We start from the raw sequence: 15,943 nt of genomic DNA, 5'->3' as shown, positions 1-15,943 counted from the left end.
GTTGGGGCTCGGAAGGGGTTACCCTCCCGAGCCCCGCTGCCTGGTGAAGCTTACTTCTGCGGCTTGTCCGAGACGGTGATCGCCCCGGAGACGATCTGCGCCTTGTAGCCGTCGAGGACGTCCTTGATGTCGTCGACCTTGCCACCGGAGGTGGCGTAGCCGATGCCGTCGACCTTGAGGTCGAACCGCTTCGGCAGCGTCGTCAGGTCGCCCTTCGCCAGCGCGCGCAGGTAGTCGAACACCGCCACGTCGACGCGCTTGAGCATCGAGGTGATGATGACGTCCTTCGACGCCTCGACCGTCTTCTGGTTGTACTGGTCGGAGTCGACGCCGATGGCCATGGCGTTGTTCGACTTCGCGGCCTCGAACACGCCCTTACCGGAGGCGCCGGCGGCGTGGTAGATCACGTCCGCGCCCTTGGCGATCTGCGCGGCGGCCTTCACGTTGCCCTTCGCCGGGTCCTGGAACCCGGAGAAGTCACCGGCCGGGGTGAGGTACTCGTCCTCGATCTTGGCCTTGCTCGAAGCGGCCTTCACGCCCTGGAGGAAGCCGGCCTCGAACTTCTGGATCAGCGGCGTGTTCACCCCACCGACGAAGCCGACGTGGCACTTCTTCGACTTGTAGGCGGCGGCGACACCGGCCAGGAACGAGCCCTGCTCCTCGGCGAAGACGAGCGAGGTGACGTTCGGCGCCTCGACCGAGTCGTCGTCGACGATCGCGAACTGGGTGTTCGGGTACTTCGGCGCGATGGCGCCGACGGCCTTGGCGTAGGCGAAGCCGACCGCGATGATCGGGCTGAAGCCCTGGGTGGCGAGCTGGTCGAGACGCTGCGACTTGGCGGCCTCGTCCTCGGTCGCGGCGGCGGTGCTTTCGGTGACCGTCGTGACGCCGAGCTCGGCCTTCGCCTTGTCGGTACCGGCGGCGGCGGAGTCGTTGAACGACGCGTCGCCGCGGCCGCCGACGTCGAAGGCCAGCGCGACCTTGAGCTTGCTGCCGTCGACCTTCTCACCGGCCTGGCTGGAGCTGGTCGAGGCGGCCGCCGCGGCGGGCGGCTTCGGCGCCGTCACGCAGCTGGCGGACTGGTCCCCAGAGCCGGCGTTGTTGTTGTTCCCCGTACCTGAATCCTTCGCGCACCCGGCAAGTACCAGTGCACCGGCCATGGCGGCGGCGGCCAGCGCGGTTCCACGCATGCGACGCAACGTGTGTCTCCCTCCCCGCTGATCCAGCGGATGGTCCGAAGAAAGCGACCCGGCGACACTGCCGGGTTCGACCGGGAGACGGTACCTAACGGCCGCTTTGCCGCCATAGGAAAGGCACGCTACGTAACACAAACGTTTACTCATGAGTCGTGAGCGCGACGAATGGAGTACTCACGGTGACCACAACGGAGTAATCGCAGGCAGCACCCGGCCCCGTGGCCGGGTGAGACGGCGTAGATCGTCACGCACCGTTCAGGGGGTCCGGCCGGCCGGTCGCGCGTCCACAGTGGACGAACCGGTGAGTTACCGGCCCGCGTCACCCGATCGGGCAAGGGGCCCGATGTCTGGTCCATCACACAGAGGAACCCGGAGGTGAGCCCACCGTGAGGTGCGGGTCTAGCATCCTGTTTATCCACGCTCGATGACCATGATCTCGGCACCGTCGCCGGAGCCGTCCCCAGGTGGACGTCCCGGCGGCAGGCGCGGAAACCAGCGGTCAGCGGGCCCAAGCCATGACGTTGGAGGCCGTTCACCGATGTCCACCACGGCTAGCACCGCCACCGAGGCGGCCGCGAGCGATCGGGCGGGTGCCTCACGCCGGCAAGGGACCTTCTACCGGGGCGACCCCGGTATGTGGTCCTGGGTGCTGCACCGCATCACCGGCGTGCTGACATTCTTCTTCCTCTTCGTGCACGTGCTCGACACCGCGCTCGTGCGCGTGTCGCCCGACACGTACAACGAGGTCATCGAGACCTACAAGACCCCGCTGGTCAACCTCCTCGAGGTCGGCCTCGTCGGCGCGGTGCTGTTCCACGCGCTCAACGGCATCCGGGTCATGCTGGTCGACTTCTGGGAGAAGGGACCGAAGTTCCAGAAGCCGATGCTCTGGACCATCCTGGCCATCTGGGTCGTGGTGATGATTCCCGGTGCCTTCTTCATGATGAAGCGCACCGTCGAAGTTATGTTCGGGGGGCACTGACCATGGCAACCGAAGTTCTCGCACTCGACAAGCCGCGTTCGCCGAAGCGCCCGGCCGCCCGCCGCAGCAACTTCGAGCTCTACAGCTGGCTGTTCATGCGCATCTCGGGCCTCGCCCTGATCGTGCTGGTGCTCGGCCACCTGTTCATCATGAACATCCTCGACGGCGGCGTGCACCGCATCAACTGGGGCTTCGTCGCCGGCCGCTGGGCCTCGCCGTTCTGGCAGTTCTGGGACCTGTCGATGCTCTGGCTCGCCGAGATCCACGGCGGCAACGGGCTGCGCACGATCATCGACGACTACGCCCGCAAGGACAGCACCCGGTTCTGGCTGAAGATCGTGCTCTACGTCTCGATGGTGCTGATCCTCGCCGTCGGCACGATGGTGATCTTCACCTTCGATCCCGGTATCTCGGCCAACTGACGCCCACCACACGTTAAGCGGAGTCATCCCTATGCAGTTCCACAAGTACGACGTGGTGATCGTCGGCGCCGGTGGCGCCGGCATGCGCGCGGCCATCGAGTCCGGCCAGCGTGCCCGCACCGCGGTCCTCACCAAGCTCTACCCGACGCGTTCGCACACCGGCGCCGCCCAGGGCGGTATGTGCGCCGCGCTGGCGAACGTCGAAGAGGACAACTGGGAGTGGCACACCTTCGACACGATCAAGGGCGGCGACTACCTGGTCGACCAGGACGCCGCCGAGATCATGGCGAAGGAGGCCATCGACGCGGTCCTCGACCTCGAGAAGATGGGCCTGCCGTTCAACCGGACGCCCGAGGGCAAGATCGACCAGCGCCGCTTCGGCGGGCACACCCGTGACCACGGCAAGGCAGCGGTGCGCCGCGCCTGCTACGCCGCGGACCGCACCGGGCACATGATCCTGCAGACGCTGTACCAGAACTGCGTCAAACACGGCACCGAGTTCTTCAACGAGTTCTACGTGCTCGACCTGGTGCTGACCCCGGACGAGAACGGCAACCCGGCCGCTTCCGGCGTCGTCGCCTACGAGCTGGCGACCGGCGAGCTGCACGTCTTCCAGGCGAAGTCGATCGTGTTCGCCACCGGCGGCGCGGGCAAGATCTTCAAGACGACGTCGAACGCCCACACCCTCACCGGTGACGGCCTCGGCATCATCTTCCGCAAGGGCCTGCCGCTGGAGGACATGGAGTTCTTCCAGTTCCACCCGACAGGTCTGGCCGGGCTCGGCATCCTCATCTCCGAGGCCGTGCGTGGTGAGGGCGGCATCCTCCGCAACGCCGACGGCGAGCGGTTCATGGAGCGCTACGCCCCCACCATCAAGGACCTCGCGCCGCGTGACATCGTCGCCCGGTCGATGGTGCAGGAAGTGCTGCAGGGCCGCGGTTGCGGGCCGAACAAGGACTACGTCGTCCTCGACGTCACGCACATCCCGGAAGAGACGCTGAACGCGAAGCTCCCGGACATCATGGAGTTCTCGCGGACGTACCTGGGCGTCGACCCGGTCACCGAGCCGGTGCCGGTGTTCCCGACCTGCCACTACGTGATGGGCGGCATCCCGACCAACGTCCACGGCGAAGCGTTGCGGGACAACGAGAACGTCATCCCCGGCCTGTACGCCGCGGGCGAGGTCGCGTGCGTGTCCGTGCACGGCTCGAACCGGCTCGGCACGAACTCGCTGCTCGACATCAACGTGTTCGGCCGTCGCGCCGGCATCGCGGCCGCCGAGTACGCGCTGGCGCACGACCACATCGAGCTGCCGGAGAACCCGACCAAGGTCGTGGAAGACCAGCTCGCGCTGCTGCTTTCGGAGCACGGTGACGAGCGCGTCGCCGACATCCGCACCGAGCTGCAGCGGACGATGGACTCGCACGCTTCGGTGTACCGCACGGAGGACACGCTCAAGCAGGCGCTGACCGACGTGCAGGCGCTGAAGGAGCGGTACAGCCGGATCACGGTGTCGGACAAGGGGAAGCGGTACAACACCGACGTCCTCGAAGCCGTCGAGCTGGGCTTCCTGCTCGAACTGGCCGAGGTCCTCGTCGTCGGCGCCCTGGCGCGCAAGGAATCCCGCGGCGGGCACGCGCGCGAGGACTACCCGAACCGCGACGACACGAACTTCATGCGGCACACCATGGCCTACAAGGAGGGCGAAGGCCTCACCGCCGACGTCCGCCTGGACTACAAGCCGGTGACCTTCACCCGCTACGAACCGATGGAGCGGAAGTACTGATGACCACGGCCACCCCCGAGAAGTCGGAGGCCGTGTCCTCCGACCACACGCCGATCACCGTCACGCTGAAGATCCTCCGGTTCAACCCCGAGATCGACACCGAGCCGCACTGGGAGTCCTACGACGTCCCGGCGCAGCGCACCGACCGGCTGCTGAACCTGCTCTTCTACGTCAAGGACTACATCGACGGGACGTTCTCGTTCCGGCGCTCGTGCGCGCACGGCGTCTGCGGTTCCGACGCGATGCAGATCAACGGCATCAACCGGCTGGCGTGCAAGGTCCTGATGAAGGATCTGCTCGAGACCAACGGCAAGAAGACGACGATCACCATCGCGCCGATCAAGGGTCTGACCACGCTCAAGGACCTTTACGTCGACATGGACCCGTTCTTCGAGGCGTACAAGGCCGTGAAGCCGTACCTCATCGCCTACGGGAACGAGCCCACGCGCGAGCGGATCCAGTCGCAGGCCGACCGCGACCGGTTCGACGACACGACCAAGTGCATCCTGTGCGCCTGCTGCACGTCCTCGTGCCCGGTGTACTGGAACGACGGCTCGTACTTCGGCCCGGCCGCGATCGTCAACGCGCACCGGTTCATCTTCGACTCGCGAGACGAAGGCGCCGAAGAGCGTCTGGACATCCTGAACGACTCCGAGGGTGTCTGGCGCTGCCGGACGACGTTCAACTGCACCGACGCCTGCCCGCGTGGCATCCAGGTCACGAAGGCGATCCAGGAAGTGAAGCGCGCTTTGCTCTTCAAGCGCGTCTGACGCTTCTGTCGAAGTACATGAAGGCCCCCTTCCTTGCGCTAGGCGCAAGGAAGGGGGCCTTCATGTACTTGCGGGTGAGTTATCCACAAGGGGTCAGTTATCCACAAGTAGGCAAATCGACTCTGGCGCGCAGGCGGCCCCACGCCCACGCTGAGCACCATGACCAAGAGGGGGCGATGGGCTCAGCATCCCGAACTGCTGCACGCACGGAGTCGCAACGGGGTCATCCGGGCGGCCGACCTGGAAAGCCTCGAAATGAGCAGCCGGACGATCTACACCCGCTGCCTGCCGGGTGGTCCATGGCAACGCCTGCTGCCGGGCATAATCCTGCTGCACAACAACGAACCCACGAGCGAGCAGTTCGTGACCGCGGGGCTGCTGCACGGCGGTGCGGACGCGGTTCTCACCGGAATCGAAGCCTGCCGGCGGCATGGCCTGCGCACAACCGCGATGCCACCGGACGCGGGGCTGCACCTGCTGATCCCGCATGATCGGAAGATCCGCAGCACCGGTTTCGTGACCATGGAGCGGACGATCCGCCTACCACCACCGATCGTCCGGAACGAAATTCCTTTGGCGCCACTGGTCCGGGCCACGACGGACACGGCACGGCGACTCGGGAACTCCGAACAGGTCGAGGCCATCTTGATCGAAGCGGTCCAGAAAGGCGGATGCCATCCGAAAGCTCTGCTTCGCGAACTCGATCACGGCTCACTTCGAGGTACCGCTGTACCGAGGCGCCTGCTGACGAACTGGGTGGATCTCCGCTCCATGGCGGAATCCAGTGCCAGGATCCTCAGCCGGCGCATGACGACACCACCGAGCCACTGGAACGCGGCGATTCACGACCGGCAAGGGCGCTATATCGGACGCCCCGACGCGTTATGGGAGGACGTCGGCCTCGTGTGGGAAATCGACTCTTTCGAGTTTCATTTCCGCAAGTCGGACTACGCGCGAACCATCGAGCGCAATACGCGGTACGCGGCGGCGGGCCTGGTCGTGGTGCAGACTCTGCCCTCCCGACTACGAGACGACCCCGATGGCGTCCTCGCCGATCTCACGGCCGCGCACGAGGTTGCCATCGCCAGGCCGCGACCCGACATCCACCTCGCGACAGCCTCCTGAAGTACATGATGGCCCCCTTCCTGTACCTAGGCGCAAGGAAGGGGGCCGTCATGTACTGGCACGGACAGCCGCTACTCAAGAATCCGGGCGTCCAGCGAGTGATGGCCGGCGCCGGAGTCGGCGGTACCCGGCAGCCGGTCGAAAACCTCCGGGTCGATGTACCCGACAGCCCCCGTGCTCACGTCCCGCAGCATGTTGTACAGCCCCGCCATCACCGCGCGCGTGAAGCGCTCCCGGTGCTGCTGCCCGAGCGTCTGCGTCTGCCCGCGCACCTCGAACAGCACCGTCCCGGTCCCGTTCAGAGCGAACGAACACCGCGCCTGCCCCGGCAGATCCCGGTCCGGCGCGTGCGGATACCGCGCCCCGACGAAGCCACGCGACGTCATCCCGTTGAAGGCGCTGATCGCCAGCTGCCGCGATTCGTCCTTTGTGTACACATCGCGGTACTTCGCGTACTTCTGGCCGGGCTCGAAGAACTTGTCGGGAAGCGGCGGGTAATCGATGCCGACGTCGAGCAGCCGGTTACTGCCTTCCTGCCGGACGCAGGCGCCTTGGTGGTGCAGATCGACGTAGACGTCGGGCACCTTCCCCCGCGAAGCGGTCAGCTCCAGGTACACCGAACGCAGCGCCCGCGCCTCGGGCGTGATGAACCAGCCGGGCTGATCCGGCGCACCCGGGACGTCCTCCGCACGCGGGACGTAGTCGAGCTCGGGATTGAAGTCGCGGTTGACGTCGAATCCCGGCCGCTTGCGGTAGTCGTCGCCCTGGAGGATGCCGCTGAGGTAGTTCCAGGTGGGCGGCCGGTCCTTCAGCTGGGGGAACTTCCGCTGCACCTCGGCCCACGACAGGTCGTTGCCGCGCCGGTCGAGTTCGGCGCCGTCGGGGTTCAGCTTCGGCACCGCGACGAAGGTGATGGTCTTCCGCAGCCGCTCGGCGTCCCGCGACTCCGACGTGCCGAGGTAGTCGAGGATGCGCAGCAGGGCGTCGGTGCCGGTCTTCTCGTTCCCGTGGATCTCGCTGGAGACCACGAACACCTTGGGCCCGGTCCCGACGGTCGCCTGGTGGATCACCCGGCCGCGGTTCGACCGCCCGACCTCCTTGACCTTCACCCGCCCTTGGCTCACCCGTTCGAGCCGTCCGAGCTCCCGCACCATCTCGCGATAGTCGGTGAACTCGTTGATGGGCAGCTCCCGCGGCTCCTCGCTGCAGGGCGCCGCCACCGCCGTGGGCGCGCTGACGAGCGGGAGCATCGCCAGCCCCACCACCACGGGAACCAACCGACCGGACAACGACATCGTGAACTCCCCACTGCCGAAGGTGCTCATAACGTAGCGAGAAGGACCCCCATCGCGAATCCGGCGAAAGTTCCCGAAAGCGAAACCGGGGCCGGCCCACGAAGGTGGACCGGCCCCGGCGAACGCGCGAAACTACTTCACCGCGTCCAGGGCGTTGACGCGGCCGTGGCCGTAGTACGAGTTGTCCTTCGCCGGGCCTTCGCAGACCGGCGCCGCGGTTCCGCAGGGGACCGTGTCCGCCTGGTGCTCCAGCAGCCAGGTCAGCAGCCGCGGCGAAGCGTGGCGGTAGCGGGACGCCAGCAGCGCGGCGACACCGGCGGCGTGCGGGGACGCCATCGAGGTGCCGCACTTGGCGCCGTAGCCGCCGTTGAAGATAGTCGACAGCGGGCAACCGACACCCTGGCCCTCGGGCGGAAGCTGGGCGCGGTCGCCGCCGGGGGCGGTGACCGAAACGTCGTCACCGTAGTTGCTGTACGACGACTTCGTGCCCGCGTAGCCGATGGCCGAGACGTTGACGACGCCGTCGATGGCCTTGGGCAGGATGCCGCAGCTCGTGTCGACCGGGTGCGGGCGGTTCGGGTCGGTGGTCTGCTTGTCCGGGTCGAAACCGCTGTTGCCGGCGGCGGCGACGTTCAGCACGCCACGGCCGGTCGAGTAGGTCACCGCGCGGCGGACGGCTTCGAACGCGGCCGCGTCGCCCGGCTCCTTCGAGCAGTAGAACATGCCCGGGTCGATGTAGTAGCTGTTGTTCGTCACCGGGAAGCGGTGCTTCGCCGCCCACATGAACCCGCACACCGCGGCCTCGGGGAGGATCAGGCCGTCGTCGTTCACGACCTTCACCGACGCCAGCTTGACGCCGGGCGCCACGCCCGTGAAGCCGCGTGCGGCGTCCTTGCCCGCGATCGTGCCGGCGACGTGCGTGCCGTGGTCGGAGTTCGTGGGTGCCCAGGCGGCGGGCGTGGTGTCGGGCGCGCCGCTGTTGCAGCCCGCCGACACCTTCGGGTCGAGGGCGGCCTTCAGCGCGGGGTGGGTGGGCTCGATGCCCGAGTCCAGCACGCCGACCGTCACCGAGCGGCTGCCACCGGAGATCTTGTTCGCCTCGGGAGCCTGGATCGCCCGCATGTCCCACTGCTGGGCCGACAGGTCCTGCTCGACGGCGACGCTGGTGGTCTCTTCGTTCTCCTTGGTGTCGACCACGGCGGAGCGGGTCGAGCGGGTGGAGGCCGCGGGCGGGAACGCGACGTCACGGCCGCCCGAATAGGCGCGGAAGACACCGATCTTCGCCTGGAAGTCGGCGTTGCGCGAGGTCGCCACCGCGACCCCGATCTCCGGGTAGTACGCGACCTTCTCGCCGCACTTGGCGCGCAGCTCGTTGTCGACCTTGCGCTCCGGGGTGCGCGGGTCGTAGAGCACCACGTAGTTGAACGGGGCGCTCGCGGTGTCGCACTGCGGCGCGGGTGCGGCGCTCGCCGACGGAGCCGAGAACACGCTTCCCGCCGCCGCCGCGACGAGCGCGGGGACGAGCAGGCGTCTGATCCGGGACATTCCACCTCCATGATTCGGTGGAGTGAACGTAAGCGAGCCGGACCCCGGCCAACACCGTCAAAAGGACGACAAAACCCGATCAGGCGTCAGCCTTCTCCGCGTCCCGTGACTTGGCGCCACGAAGCGTGCGCAGACCGATGAGCCCGATGATGGTGCCGAGCACGAACGAGACGACCGTCAGCACCGCGTGCACGATGAAGTAGGCCGTCGGCGAGCCGTCCGCGGCCCAGGCGCGGTCACTGTCCCAGAGGTTCTTGGCGAACGTGATCCAGATGATCCACGACCACACGCCGAAACCCAGCAGGAACATCGAAGTACCTCGCGAAATGCGCATGCCCCTGAGTATGCAGCGGGCCCGGCGGCGCTACATTGCTCGGGTGCACAGCGCTATCTCCCGGTTGCTCCTGGTCCTCGTTTCCGGTGTGCTCGCCCTCGCGGTGACGCCGGTGGCCACAGCCACCCCGAAGCCACCTGCCCAGGCGCAGCCGTGCGCGAACAAGGTCACGCCTCCCCCGCCCGTCGACACCTCCGAGAAGCCGCGCCCCGGCGAGGCCGCTCCGGCGCCGCTGCCGGTGCCGCCGGTCCCGGTCGGCGGCGACCGGATGGCCGAATGCGGGCTCGTGCTCCCGAAGCGCGCGCTGAACCCGCCCGAGGGGAACACCTCCGCGGCGTGGGTGCTGCAGGATCTCGAAACCGGTGACGTCATCGCGGCGAAGGATCCGCACGCCCGCCAGCGTCCGGCGTCGCTGATCAAGGTCCTGCTCGGGCTGGTCGTGGTCACCGAGCTCCCGCCGGGGAAGATCGTCGTGGCGACCAAGGAGGACGCCGAGCAGGAGTGCACCTGCATGGGTATCGGCGCCGGCGGTCAGTACACAGTGGACCAGCTGCTGCACGGACTGCTGATGCACTCGGGCAACGACGCGGCGCACGCGCTTTCCACCGTGCTCGGCGGCCTGGACGCGACGCTGGCGAAGATGAACGCGCTGGCCACCCGCATCGGTGCCACCGACACCCGGGCCGCGACACCGTCCGGGCTCGACGGCCCCGGCATGTCGACCTCCGCCTACGACATGAGCCTGATCTTCCACTACGCGATGAAGAACGCCGAATTCGCCAAGGTGGTCAAGACCAAGAGCTTCGAAGTCCCGGCCACCGGCGGGAAACCGGTCGTCACGATCTACAACGACAACAAGCTCCTCGGCAGCTATCCCGGCTTCACCGGCGGGAAGACCGGCTTCACCGACGACGCGCGCCACACCTACGCCGGCAGCGCGGTCCGGAACGGTCACCGGGTCGGGGTCGTGATGCTGCGCGCCGAGCAGCGACCGACCAGGGTCACCGAACAGGCGGCGAAGCTGCTCGACTACGGCATCGCGCTGCGCGATGCCAAGGCCGAATCGGTGGGGCGCATCGAATACCGGTCGCCGGAAGCCGTGAACGCTGATCCGGCCAACGCCGCGCCGAACGCCGACGGCGCGTCGAACAGCGGAGCAGCGGCCGCTGCCGAAGACCCGTTCGGCGTGACGGGGTGGATCATCACGCTGGTGGTCTTCCTGATCATCGTGGCGTCGTTCGTCATCGGCCACCAGCGCAAGAAGGCCATGGCGGGCGAATAACGTCAGGACTTGCGGCGGCCGAACCAGCCCAGCAACGCGCCGGTCGCGAAAGCCCCGCCGACGGCGCCGAGTCCCGGGCCCTGCTGGACGGTCACCCTCGGGTGGATCAGCACCGGGGGCGGCGGCTCGACGACGGTCTTCATGTTCTCCTTCGCCGTCGCCGTCCACGCGGTGACGAACAGCAGGAAGCGCGACACCAGGTTCGCGAACACGAGCAGACCGATCACCGGGCCGAACAACGTGAACGCCGGTGACTTCGTGACGCTGCCGAGGTAAACGGTGGCGGCCTGCTGGAGCACGATGAATCCGACCGCGGCGAAGATCGCGCCCTTGACCGCGCTGCGCAGCGCGACGTGCTCACGAGGCAGCCTCGCGATGACCCACAGGAAGACCAGGGTGTTCGCGAGCAGACCGAGCAGGATCGTCGCGACTTTCAACAGGAACACGGCCCAGCCCTGGTTCTCGAGACCGACCAGTTCGAGCAGGAACCGCCCGACGCCGCTGCCCGCCGCGGTGAGGCCGAACGAGATCACCAGCGCGAGACCGAGCCCCACGAGGGACAGCAGGTCCTTGATCGTCGTCGACACCAACGGCAACTGCTGCTTTTCCTGGCCCCACTGGGCGGTCAGCGCGTCACGCAGGTTGGTCATCCAGCCGACGCCCGAATACAGCGCCAGCAACAGGCCGAACACCCCGATGCCGCCGCCGGAGTCCAGCGCCGCCTTGATGATGCTGCCGACGAGATCGCTCAGCCCTTCCGGGACCGACTTCTTGATGCCGTCGACGAGCTGGTTCGTCACCACCTGGTCGCCGGCGAGCACGATCTTGAGGATCGCGAAGGCGACCATCAGGATCGGGATCACCGACAGCACGCTGAAGTAGGTGATGGCGGCGGCGTAGTGGTTGCCGTAGCGCTCGGTGAAGGCGTCGTTGGCCCGGATGAGGTGATCGAGCCAGCCGTACTTCCGCCTCAGGCGCGGTAACAGCTTGTCCTGTTCCGGCTTCGCGCCGTCATCATTCGCCACCGTCAAACGCTAACCATCCGGCGACGACATCGCAGCGCGAATCAGCCTGCCGGGGGAAGGAACCCGATGTTCTCGTAGACGTTCCGCAACGTCACCGAAGCGACTTCCCTCGCCCGTTGCGCCCCGAGCGCCAAGGCCTTGTCGAGTTCGGCGACGTCATCCAGATAGGACTGGACGCGTTCCTGCACCGGCGTCACCCAGTCCACGAAGGCCTCCGCAACACCCTTCTTCAGGTCGCCGTATCCCTTGCCCTCGTAGGAGTTCTCGAGTTCCGCGACCGGCTGATCGGTCAGCGCGGAGAGGATCGTCAGCAGGTTCGAAACGCCCGGCTTGTTCTCGGCGTCGAAGACGATCTCGCGGCCGGTGTCCGTGACCGCCGAGCGCACCTTCTTCGCCGACTTCTTCGGGTCTTCGAGCAGTTCGATCAGGCCGTTGCCGGTCGACGAGGACTTGCTCATCTTCGCGGTCGGGTCCTGAAGGTCGTAGATCTTCGCCGTGTCCTTGACGATATGCGGCTCCGGCACGGTGAACGTCTTGCCGTAGCGGTTGTTGAACCGCTGCGCGAGGTTGCGCGTCAGCTCCAGGTGCTGGCGCTGGTCCTCGCCGACGGGGACCTCGTTCGCCTGGTACAGCAGGATGTCGGCGGCCTGCAGGACCGGGTACGTGAACAGGCCGACGCTGGCGCGATCGGTGCCCTGCTTCGCGGCCTTGTCCTTGAACTGCGTCATCCGGCTCGCTTCGCCGAACCCCGTCTGGCACTCCAGCACCCAGCCGAGCTGGGCGTGCTCGGGCACGTGGCTCTGGACGAACAGCGCGCTGCGGGCCGGGTCGACGCCGAGCGCGAGCAACTGCGCGGCCGAGCGGCGGGTGCGGTCCAGCAGCACCTTCGGATCCTGCTCGACGGTGATCGCGTGCAGATCGACGACCATGTAGAAGGTGTCGTGGGTGTCCTGCAGCCGCACCCATTGCCGCAGCGCACCCAGGTAGTTGCCGAGGTGGAACGAGTCGGCGGTCGGCTGGATCCCGGAGAGCACGCGCGGGCGCTTCTGTTCGTCGGACACGCCCGGATTCTCTCAGGCCACGCCACGGCGGGTCACGCGGCCTCGCCCCGGCCGAACGGTCTAAACGGTTAAACGCCACATACTTCCGACGGTTCTGGCCAGGGTGCCCGATTCCTAGCGTTCATGGCACCGGATCTTCCGGCCACACCGAAGGAGAACCCAGATGAAGGCACGATCCCTACTGATGGGCTTGGCCATGGCGGCCGCGGCCGTCTTCTCGCTTTCCGGCGTCGCGGCTGCGGCCGAGCCCACCGGAGGCGTCCAGCCGAACATCGTCGGCGGCGGCAACGCGACCCAGGTCTACTCGTTCATGGTGTCCCAGCAGTCGAGCTCCGGCGGCCACCAGTGTGGTGGCTCACTGATCAGCTCGACCTGGGTGGTCACCGCGGCGCACTGCGGCACGCCGTACCAGGTGCGCGTCGGCACCACGAACCGCACCAGCGGCGGCACCGTCGCCCGCGTGGCCCAGCGCATCGCCCACCCGAGCGCCGACCTGGCGCTGCTGCGTCTCTCGACGGCGGTGTCGCAGGCGCCGGTCACGATCGCCGCTTCGTCCGGGGCCGTTGGCACCGCGACGCGGATCATCGGCTGGGGCCAGACCTGCCCCGTCCGCGGTGGTTGTGGCGCCCCGATCAACCTCCAGGAGCTGAACACCTCGATCGTCGCCGACAGCCGCTGCCTCGGCATCAACGGTGCCAGCGAGATCTGCACCAACAACCCCAACGGCAACTCGGGTGCCTGCTACGGCGACTCGGGCGGCCCGCAGGTGAAGCAGGTCAACGGTGTCTGGCAGCTGGTCGGCGCGACGAGCCGCGCCGGGAACAACAGCAGCACCTGCGCGACCGGGCCGTCGATCTACGTGGACGTCCCCTACTTCCGTAGCTGGATCCGCACCAACTCCGGCGTCTGATCCGCTCCCCGCGTCGCCCCACCGCCCCCGGGGGCGACGCGGGCCCAGGCGGTTCAGCAAAGAACCGTGCGGAAGTTCGAAGAGCCGCTCCAGCAGCGCGACCGCCTTCAGGGAGTCGCACCGCTCGGGGCGGCTTCTTCCGGTCCGCCAGTAGCTCAAGGTCGCGACACTGACCCGGACACCCTCCAGGGCGAGCCGGTGCCGGATCCGGTCGAGGCCGAGGCCGCTGTCCGTGATCGCCCGGTCCAGGGCGCGGGGGAAGGGGTCACCGGGCCGGCTGCGACGCCGTGTCACCGTCATGGACCCGAGCGTGGCGATCAACGGGCGGCTAAACAATCCGGGCGGGACTAGGTGTACCTACCCAAAAATCCGCCGACCTGCGTTTAGCGGGCTAATCGCGATCCGCCCACCCGCCGGCACCGACCCGCGTTTAGCGGGCTAATCGCGATCCGCCCAGCCCCGGGCACCGACCCGCGTTTAGCGGGCTAATCGCGATCCGGGCGCGCGTCGCGTTTAGCGGGCTAAACGCGATTTGAGCCGGGGAGACGCAGGTCAGGGGCGCTGCTGGCGAGTGAGGGCCTCGTCCGCGAGCACGGCCTCGGCCATCGCGGCGACGTGCGGGGCGGCGGGCTGGGGTGGGGTGGTGGGGACGGCGGCCGCGCGGGCCTTCCGGCGCTGACGGAACACGCCGAAGGCCATCCCGACGACGCCGAGCGCGACGGCGATCAAGCCGACCGGGCCCAGAAGACCGAACGCCATCTCCGACCGCGACGTCATGTCCGCGGCCGACGCCGGTACCGCGCCCGCGATGAGCAGCGCGACCGGGATCGCGATGACCGCCGCGGCCCTCGCCGCGGGCAGGGTCGATCGCATCAGGAGATGAACTGGGTTCCGCACCGGAGTGCCTCCCGTGACGTGACTTTGCCGAACCGGAACGCTAACCCGAACGAGTGAGCATTTCCAGGCTGCTGGTCAAAAAACTACCGAGCGTGTCAAGACCTGTGGGTTCTGATCAACTCGGGGCACGAGACTAGCCCCTCACAGGGGGGATGTTTCGAGCACCCCTCTTCTCAGAGTTGCCGTGCTCAAGATCGGTTTCTGACAAAACCGGACAGGGTTAGGCCATTCGACTGTCACACGCGGCCGAACAGGCAGTATCCGACTTCCCACGGTTGGTTTCTTGTCCTCAATGGTCTATACCTGTTGGCCATACCCTTTAAAAGGTATAGACCAATCTCCCCCTGCATGGTCCCCTCGTACGAAGGAGCCACCGATGTCTCTTCGACGTATTCTCGCGGCGGTCGCCGCCACCTTCGCCGCCACCACGGTCGCCGTGGTCGTCCCGGCCCAGTCCGCCTCCGCCGCGGACTGCGTGGCGCCATGGAACGCGAGCTCGGTCTACTGGGGCGGCAACACCGCCTCCTACAACGGACACAACTGGTCCGCGAAATGGTGGACACAGAACGAAACCCCCGGAACGGCGCAGGTCTGGGCCGATCAGGGCGCCTGCGGCGGCGGCACGACCAACCCGCCGAACCCGTCCGGCTTCGTGGTCAGCGAAGCCCAGTTCAACCAGATGTTCCCGAGCCGGAACCCCTTCTACACCTACAACGGCCTGGTCACCGCCCTGAGCGCGTACCCGGCCTTCGCCGGCACGGGCAGCGACACCGTGAAGAAGCAGGAAGCGGCGGCCTTCCTGGCGAACGTCAGCCACGAGACCGGCGGCCTCGTCCATATCGTCGAGCAGAACGAGGCCAACTACCCGCACTACTGCGACACGAGCCAGTCCTACGGCTGCCCGGCGGGCAACGCCGCGTACTACGGCCGCGGCCCGATCCAGCTGAGCTGGAACTTCAACTACAAGGCCGCCGGCGACGCGCTGGGCCTGCCGCTGCTGACCAACCCGTGGCTGGTGCAGAACGACGCGGCGGTCGCCTGGAAGACCGGCATCTGGTACTGGATGACCCAGAACGGTCCCGGCACGATGACCCCGCACAACGCGATGGTCAACAGCCGCGGCTTCGGAGAGACCATCCGGAGCATCAACGGGAGCATCGAGTGCAACGGCGGCAACCCCGCCCAGGTGCAGAGCCGCGTGAACAAGTACCAGCAGTTCACCGGGATCCTCGGCGTGAGCCCGGGCGGCAATCTGTACTGCTGATCCATCTAAAGCACTGAAGGGGCCCTTCGCCGCATGTGACGCGGTGAAG

At 67.4% G+C, this 15,943-nt stretch carries 15 protein-coding genes; 8 read left to right on the top strand and 7 right to left on the bottom strand.

From position 1 onward, the window contains the following. Positions 1-50: 50 nt before the first annotated feature. A complete protein-coding gene (locus tag ACZ1DY_RS04880) occupies positions 51-1,190 on the bottom strand; it encodes a BMP family lipoprotein (RefSeq protein ID WP_465483712.1) in 1,140 nt (379 codons plus the stop codon). A gap of 544 nt (positions 1,191-1,734) precedes the next feature. Between ACZ1DY_RS04880 and sdhC the strand changes: the two genes are divergently transcribed. The 5 genes from sdhC to ACZ1DY_RS04855 all read left to right on the top strand — a co-directional run bounded on the left by sdhC (position 1,735) and on the right by ACZ1DY_RS04855 (position 6,281). Further along, on the top strand, positions 1,735-2,178 hold the full coding sequence (sdhC, locus tag ACZ1DY_RS04875; protein ID WP_081809635.1) for a succinate dehydrogenase, cytochrome b556 subunit: 444 nt from the start codon (positions 1,735-1,737) through the stop codon (positions 2,176-2,178). A gap of 2 nt (positions 2,179-2,180) precedes the next feature. Beyond that, a complete protein-coding gene (locus ACZ1DY_RS04870; protein WP_034304594.1) occupies positions 2,181-2,600 on the top strand; it encodes a succinate dehydrogenase hydrophobic membrane anchor subunit in 420 nt (139 codons plus the stop codon). Positions 2,601-2,631: 31 nt separating this feature from the next. Beyond that, positions 2,632-4,386 carry a succinate dehydrogenase flavoprotein subunit gene (gene sdhA, locus ACZ1DY_RS04865; RefSeq protein ID WP_125732332.1) on the top strand — a complete coding sequence of 585 codons (1,755 nt, stop codon included), beginning with the start codon at positions 2,632-2,634 and terminating at the stop codon, positions 4,384-4,386. Then, positions 4,386-5,156, top strand: a complete 771-nt coding sequence (locus ACZ1DY_RS04860) for a succinate dehydrogenase iron-sulfur subunit (protein WP_034304588.1) — start codon at positions 4,386-4,388, stop codon at positions 5,154-5,156. The genes sdhA and ACZ1DY_RS04860 overlap by 1 nt, the downstream gene beginning before the upstream one ends. A gap of 159 nt (positions 5,157-5,315) precedes the next feature. Next, positions 5,316-6,281 (top strand): hypothetical protein, encoded by a 966-nt coding sequence (locus ACZ1DY_RS04855; protein WP_465483711.1) that lies wholly within the window; start codon positions 5,316-5,318, stop codon positions 6,279-6,281. Positions 6,282-6,352: 71 nt separating this feature from the next. On the opposite strand, the gene ACZ1DY_RS04850 is transcribed toward ACZ1DY_RS04855, so the two are convergent. From ACZ1DY_RS04850 to ACZ1DY_RS04840, 3 genes are all read right to left on the bottom strand, one after another. Continuing rightward, positions 6,353-7,576 carry a M14 family zinc carboxypeptidase gene (locus ACZ1DY_RS04850; protein ID WP_465483710.1) on the bottom strand — a complete coding sequence of 408 codons (1,224 nt, stop codon included), beginning with the start codon at positions 7,574-7,576 and terminating at the stop codon, positions 6,353-6,355. 132 nt (positions 7,577-7,708) lie between these two features. Continuing rightward, entirely contained in the window at positions 7,709-9,121 is a 1,413-nt protein-coding gene (locus ACZ1DY_RS04845; RefSeq protein WP_465483709.1) for a S8 family peptidase, read from the bottom strand. Positions 9,122-9,200: 79 nt separating this feature from the next. Next, complete coding sequence (locus ACZ1DY_RS04840; protein ID WP_026467335.1) at positions 9,201-9,455, bottom strand: SCO4848 family membrane protein; 255 nt, start codon at positions 9,453-9,455, stop codon at positions 9,201-9,203. Between the two features lie 43 nt (positions 9,456-9,498). Here ACZ1DY_RS04840 and ACZ1DY_RS04835 point away from each other — a divergent pair, with 43 nt between their 5' ends. Then, positions 9,499-10,737, top strand: a complete 1,239-nt coding sequence (locus ACZ1DY_RS04835; protein WP_465483708.1) for a D-alanyl-D-alanine carboxypeptidase family protein — start codon at positions 9,499-9,501, stop codon at positions 10,735-10,737. Between the two features lie 2 nt (positions 10,738-10,739). Here ACZ1DY_RS04835 and ACZ1DY_RS04830 read toward each other — a convergent pair whose 3' ends face one another. Both ACZ1DY_RS04830 and trpS read right to left on the bottom strand, forming a co-directional pair. Further along, positions 10,740-11,768 carry a YhjD/YihY/BrkB family envelope integrity protein gene (locus ACZ1DY_RS04830; protein WP_257489170.1) on the bottom strand — a complete coding sequence of 343 codons (1,029 nt, stop codon included), beginning with the start codon at positions 11,766-11,768 and terminating at the stop codon, positions 10,740-10,742. 35 nt (positions 11,769-11,803) lie between these two features. Beyond that, positions 11,804-12,823: a tryptophan--tRNA ligase gene (gene trpS, locus ACZ1DY_RS04825; RefSeq protein WP_034304577.1), complete on the bottom strand. Its 1,020-nt coding sequence runs from the start codon at positions 12,821-12,823 to the stop codon at positions 11,804-11,806. A gap of 163 nt (positions 12,824-12,986) precedes the next feature. Here trpS and ACZ1DY_RS04820 point away from each other — a divergent pair, with 163 nt between their 5' ends. Next, entirely contained in the window at positions 12,987-13,733 is a 747-nt protein-coding gene (locus ACZ1DY_RS04820; protein ID WP_465483707.1) for a S1 family peptidase, read from the top strand. A 552-nt stretch (positions 13,734-14,285) separates the two neighbouring features. Here ACZ1DY_RS04820 and ACZ1DY_RS04815 read toward each other — a convergent pair. Next, positions 14,286-14,606, bottom strand: a complete 321-nt coding sequence (locus ACZ1DY_RS04815; protein WP_465483706.1) for a hypothetical protein — start codon at positions 14,604-14,606, stop codon at positions 14,286-14,288. 400 nt (positions 14,607-15,006) lie between these two features. Here ACZ1DY_RS04815 and ACZ1DY_RS04810 point away from each other — a divergent pair, with 400 nt between their 5' ends. Then, positions 15,007-15,894 (top strand): glycoside hydrolase family 19 protein, encoded by an 888-nt coding sequence (locus ACZ1DY_RS04810; RefSeq protein ID WP_126735277.1) that lies wholly within the window; start codon positions 15,007-15,009, stop codon positions 15,892-15,894. The last annotated feature ends 49 nt before the right edge of the window (positions 15,895-15,943 follow it).

The organism is Amycolatopsis sp. PSD-21, from assembly GCF_055561455.1.
This window is presented reverse-complemented; position numbering and strand designations above follow the sequence as displayed.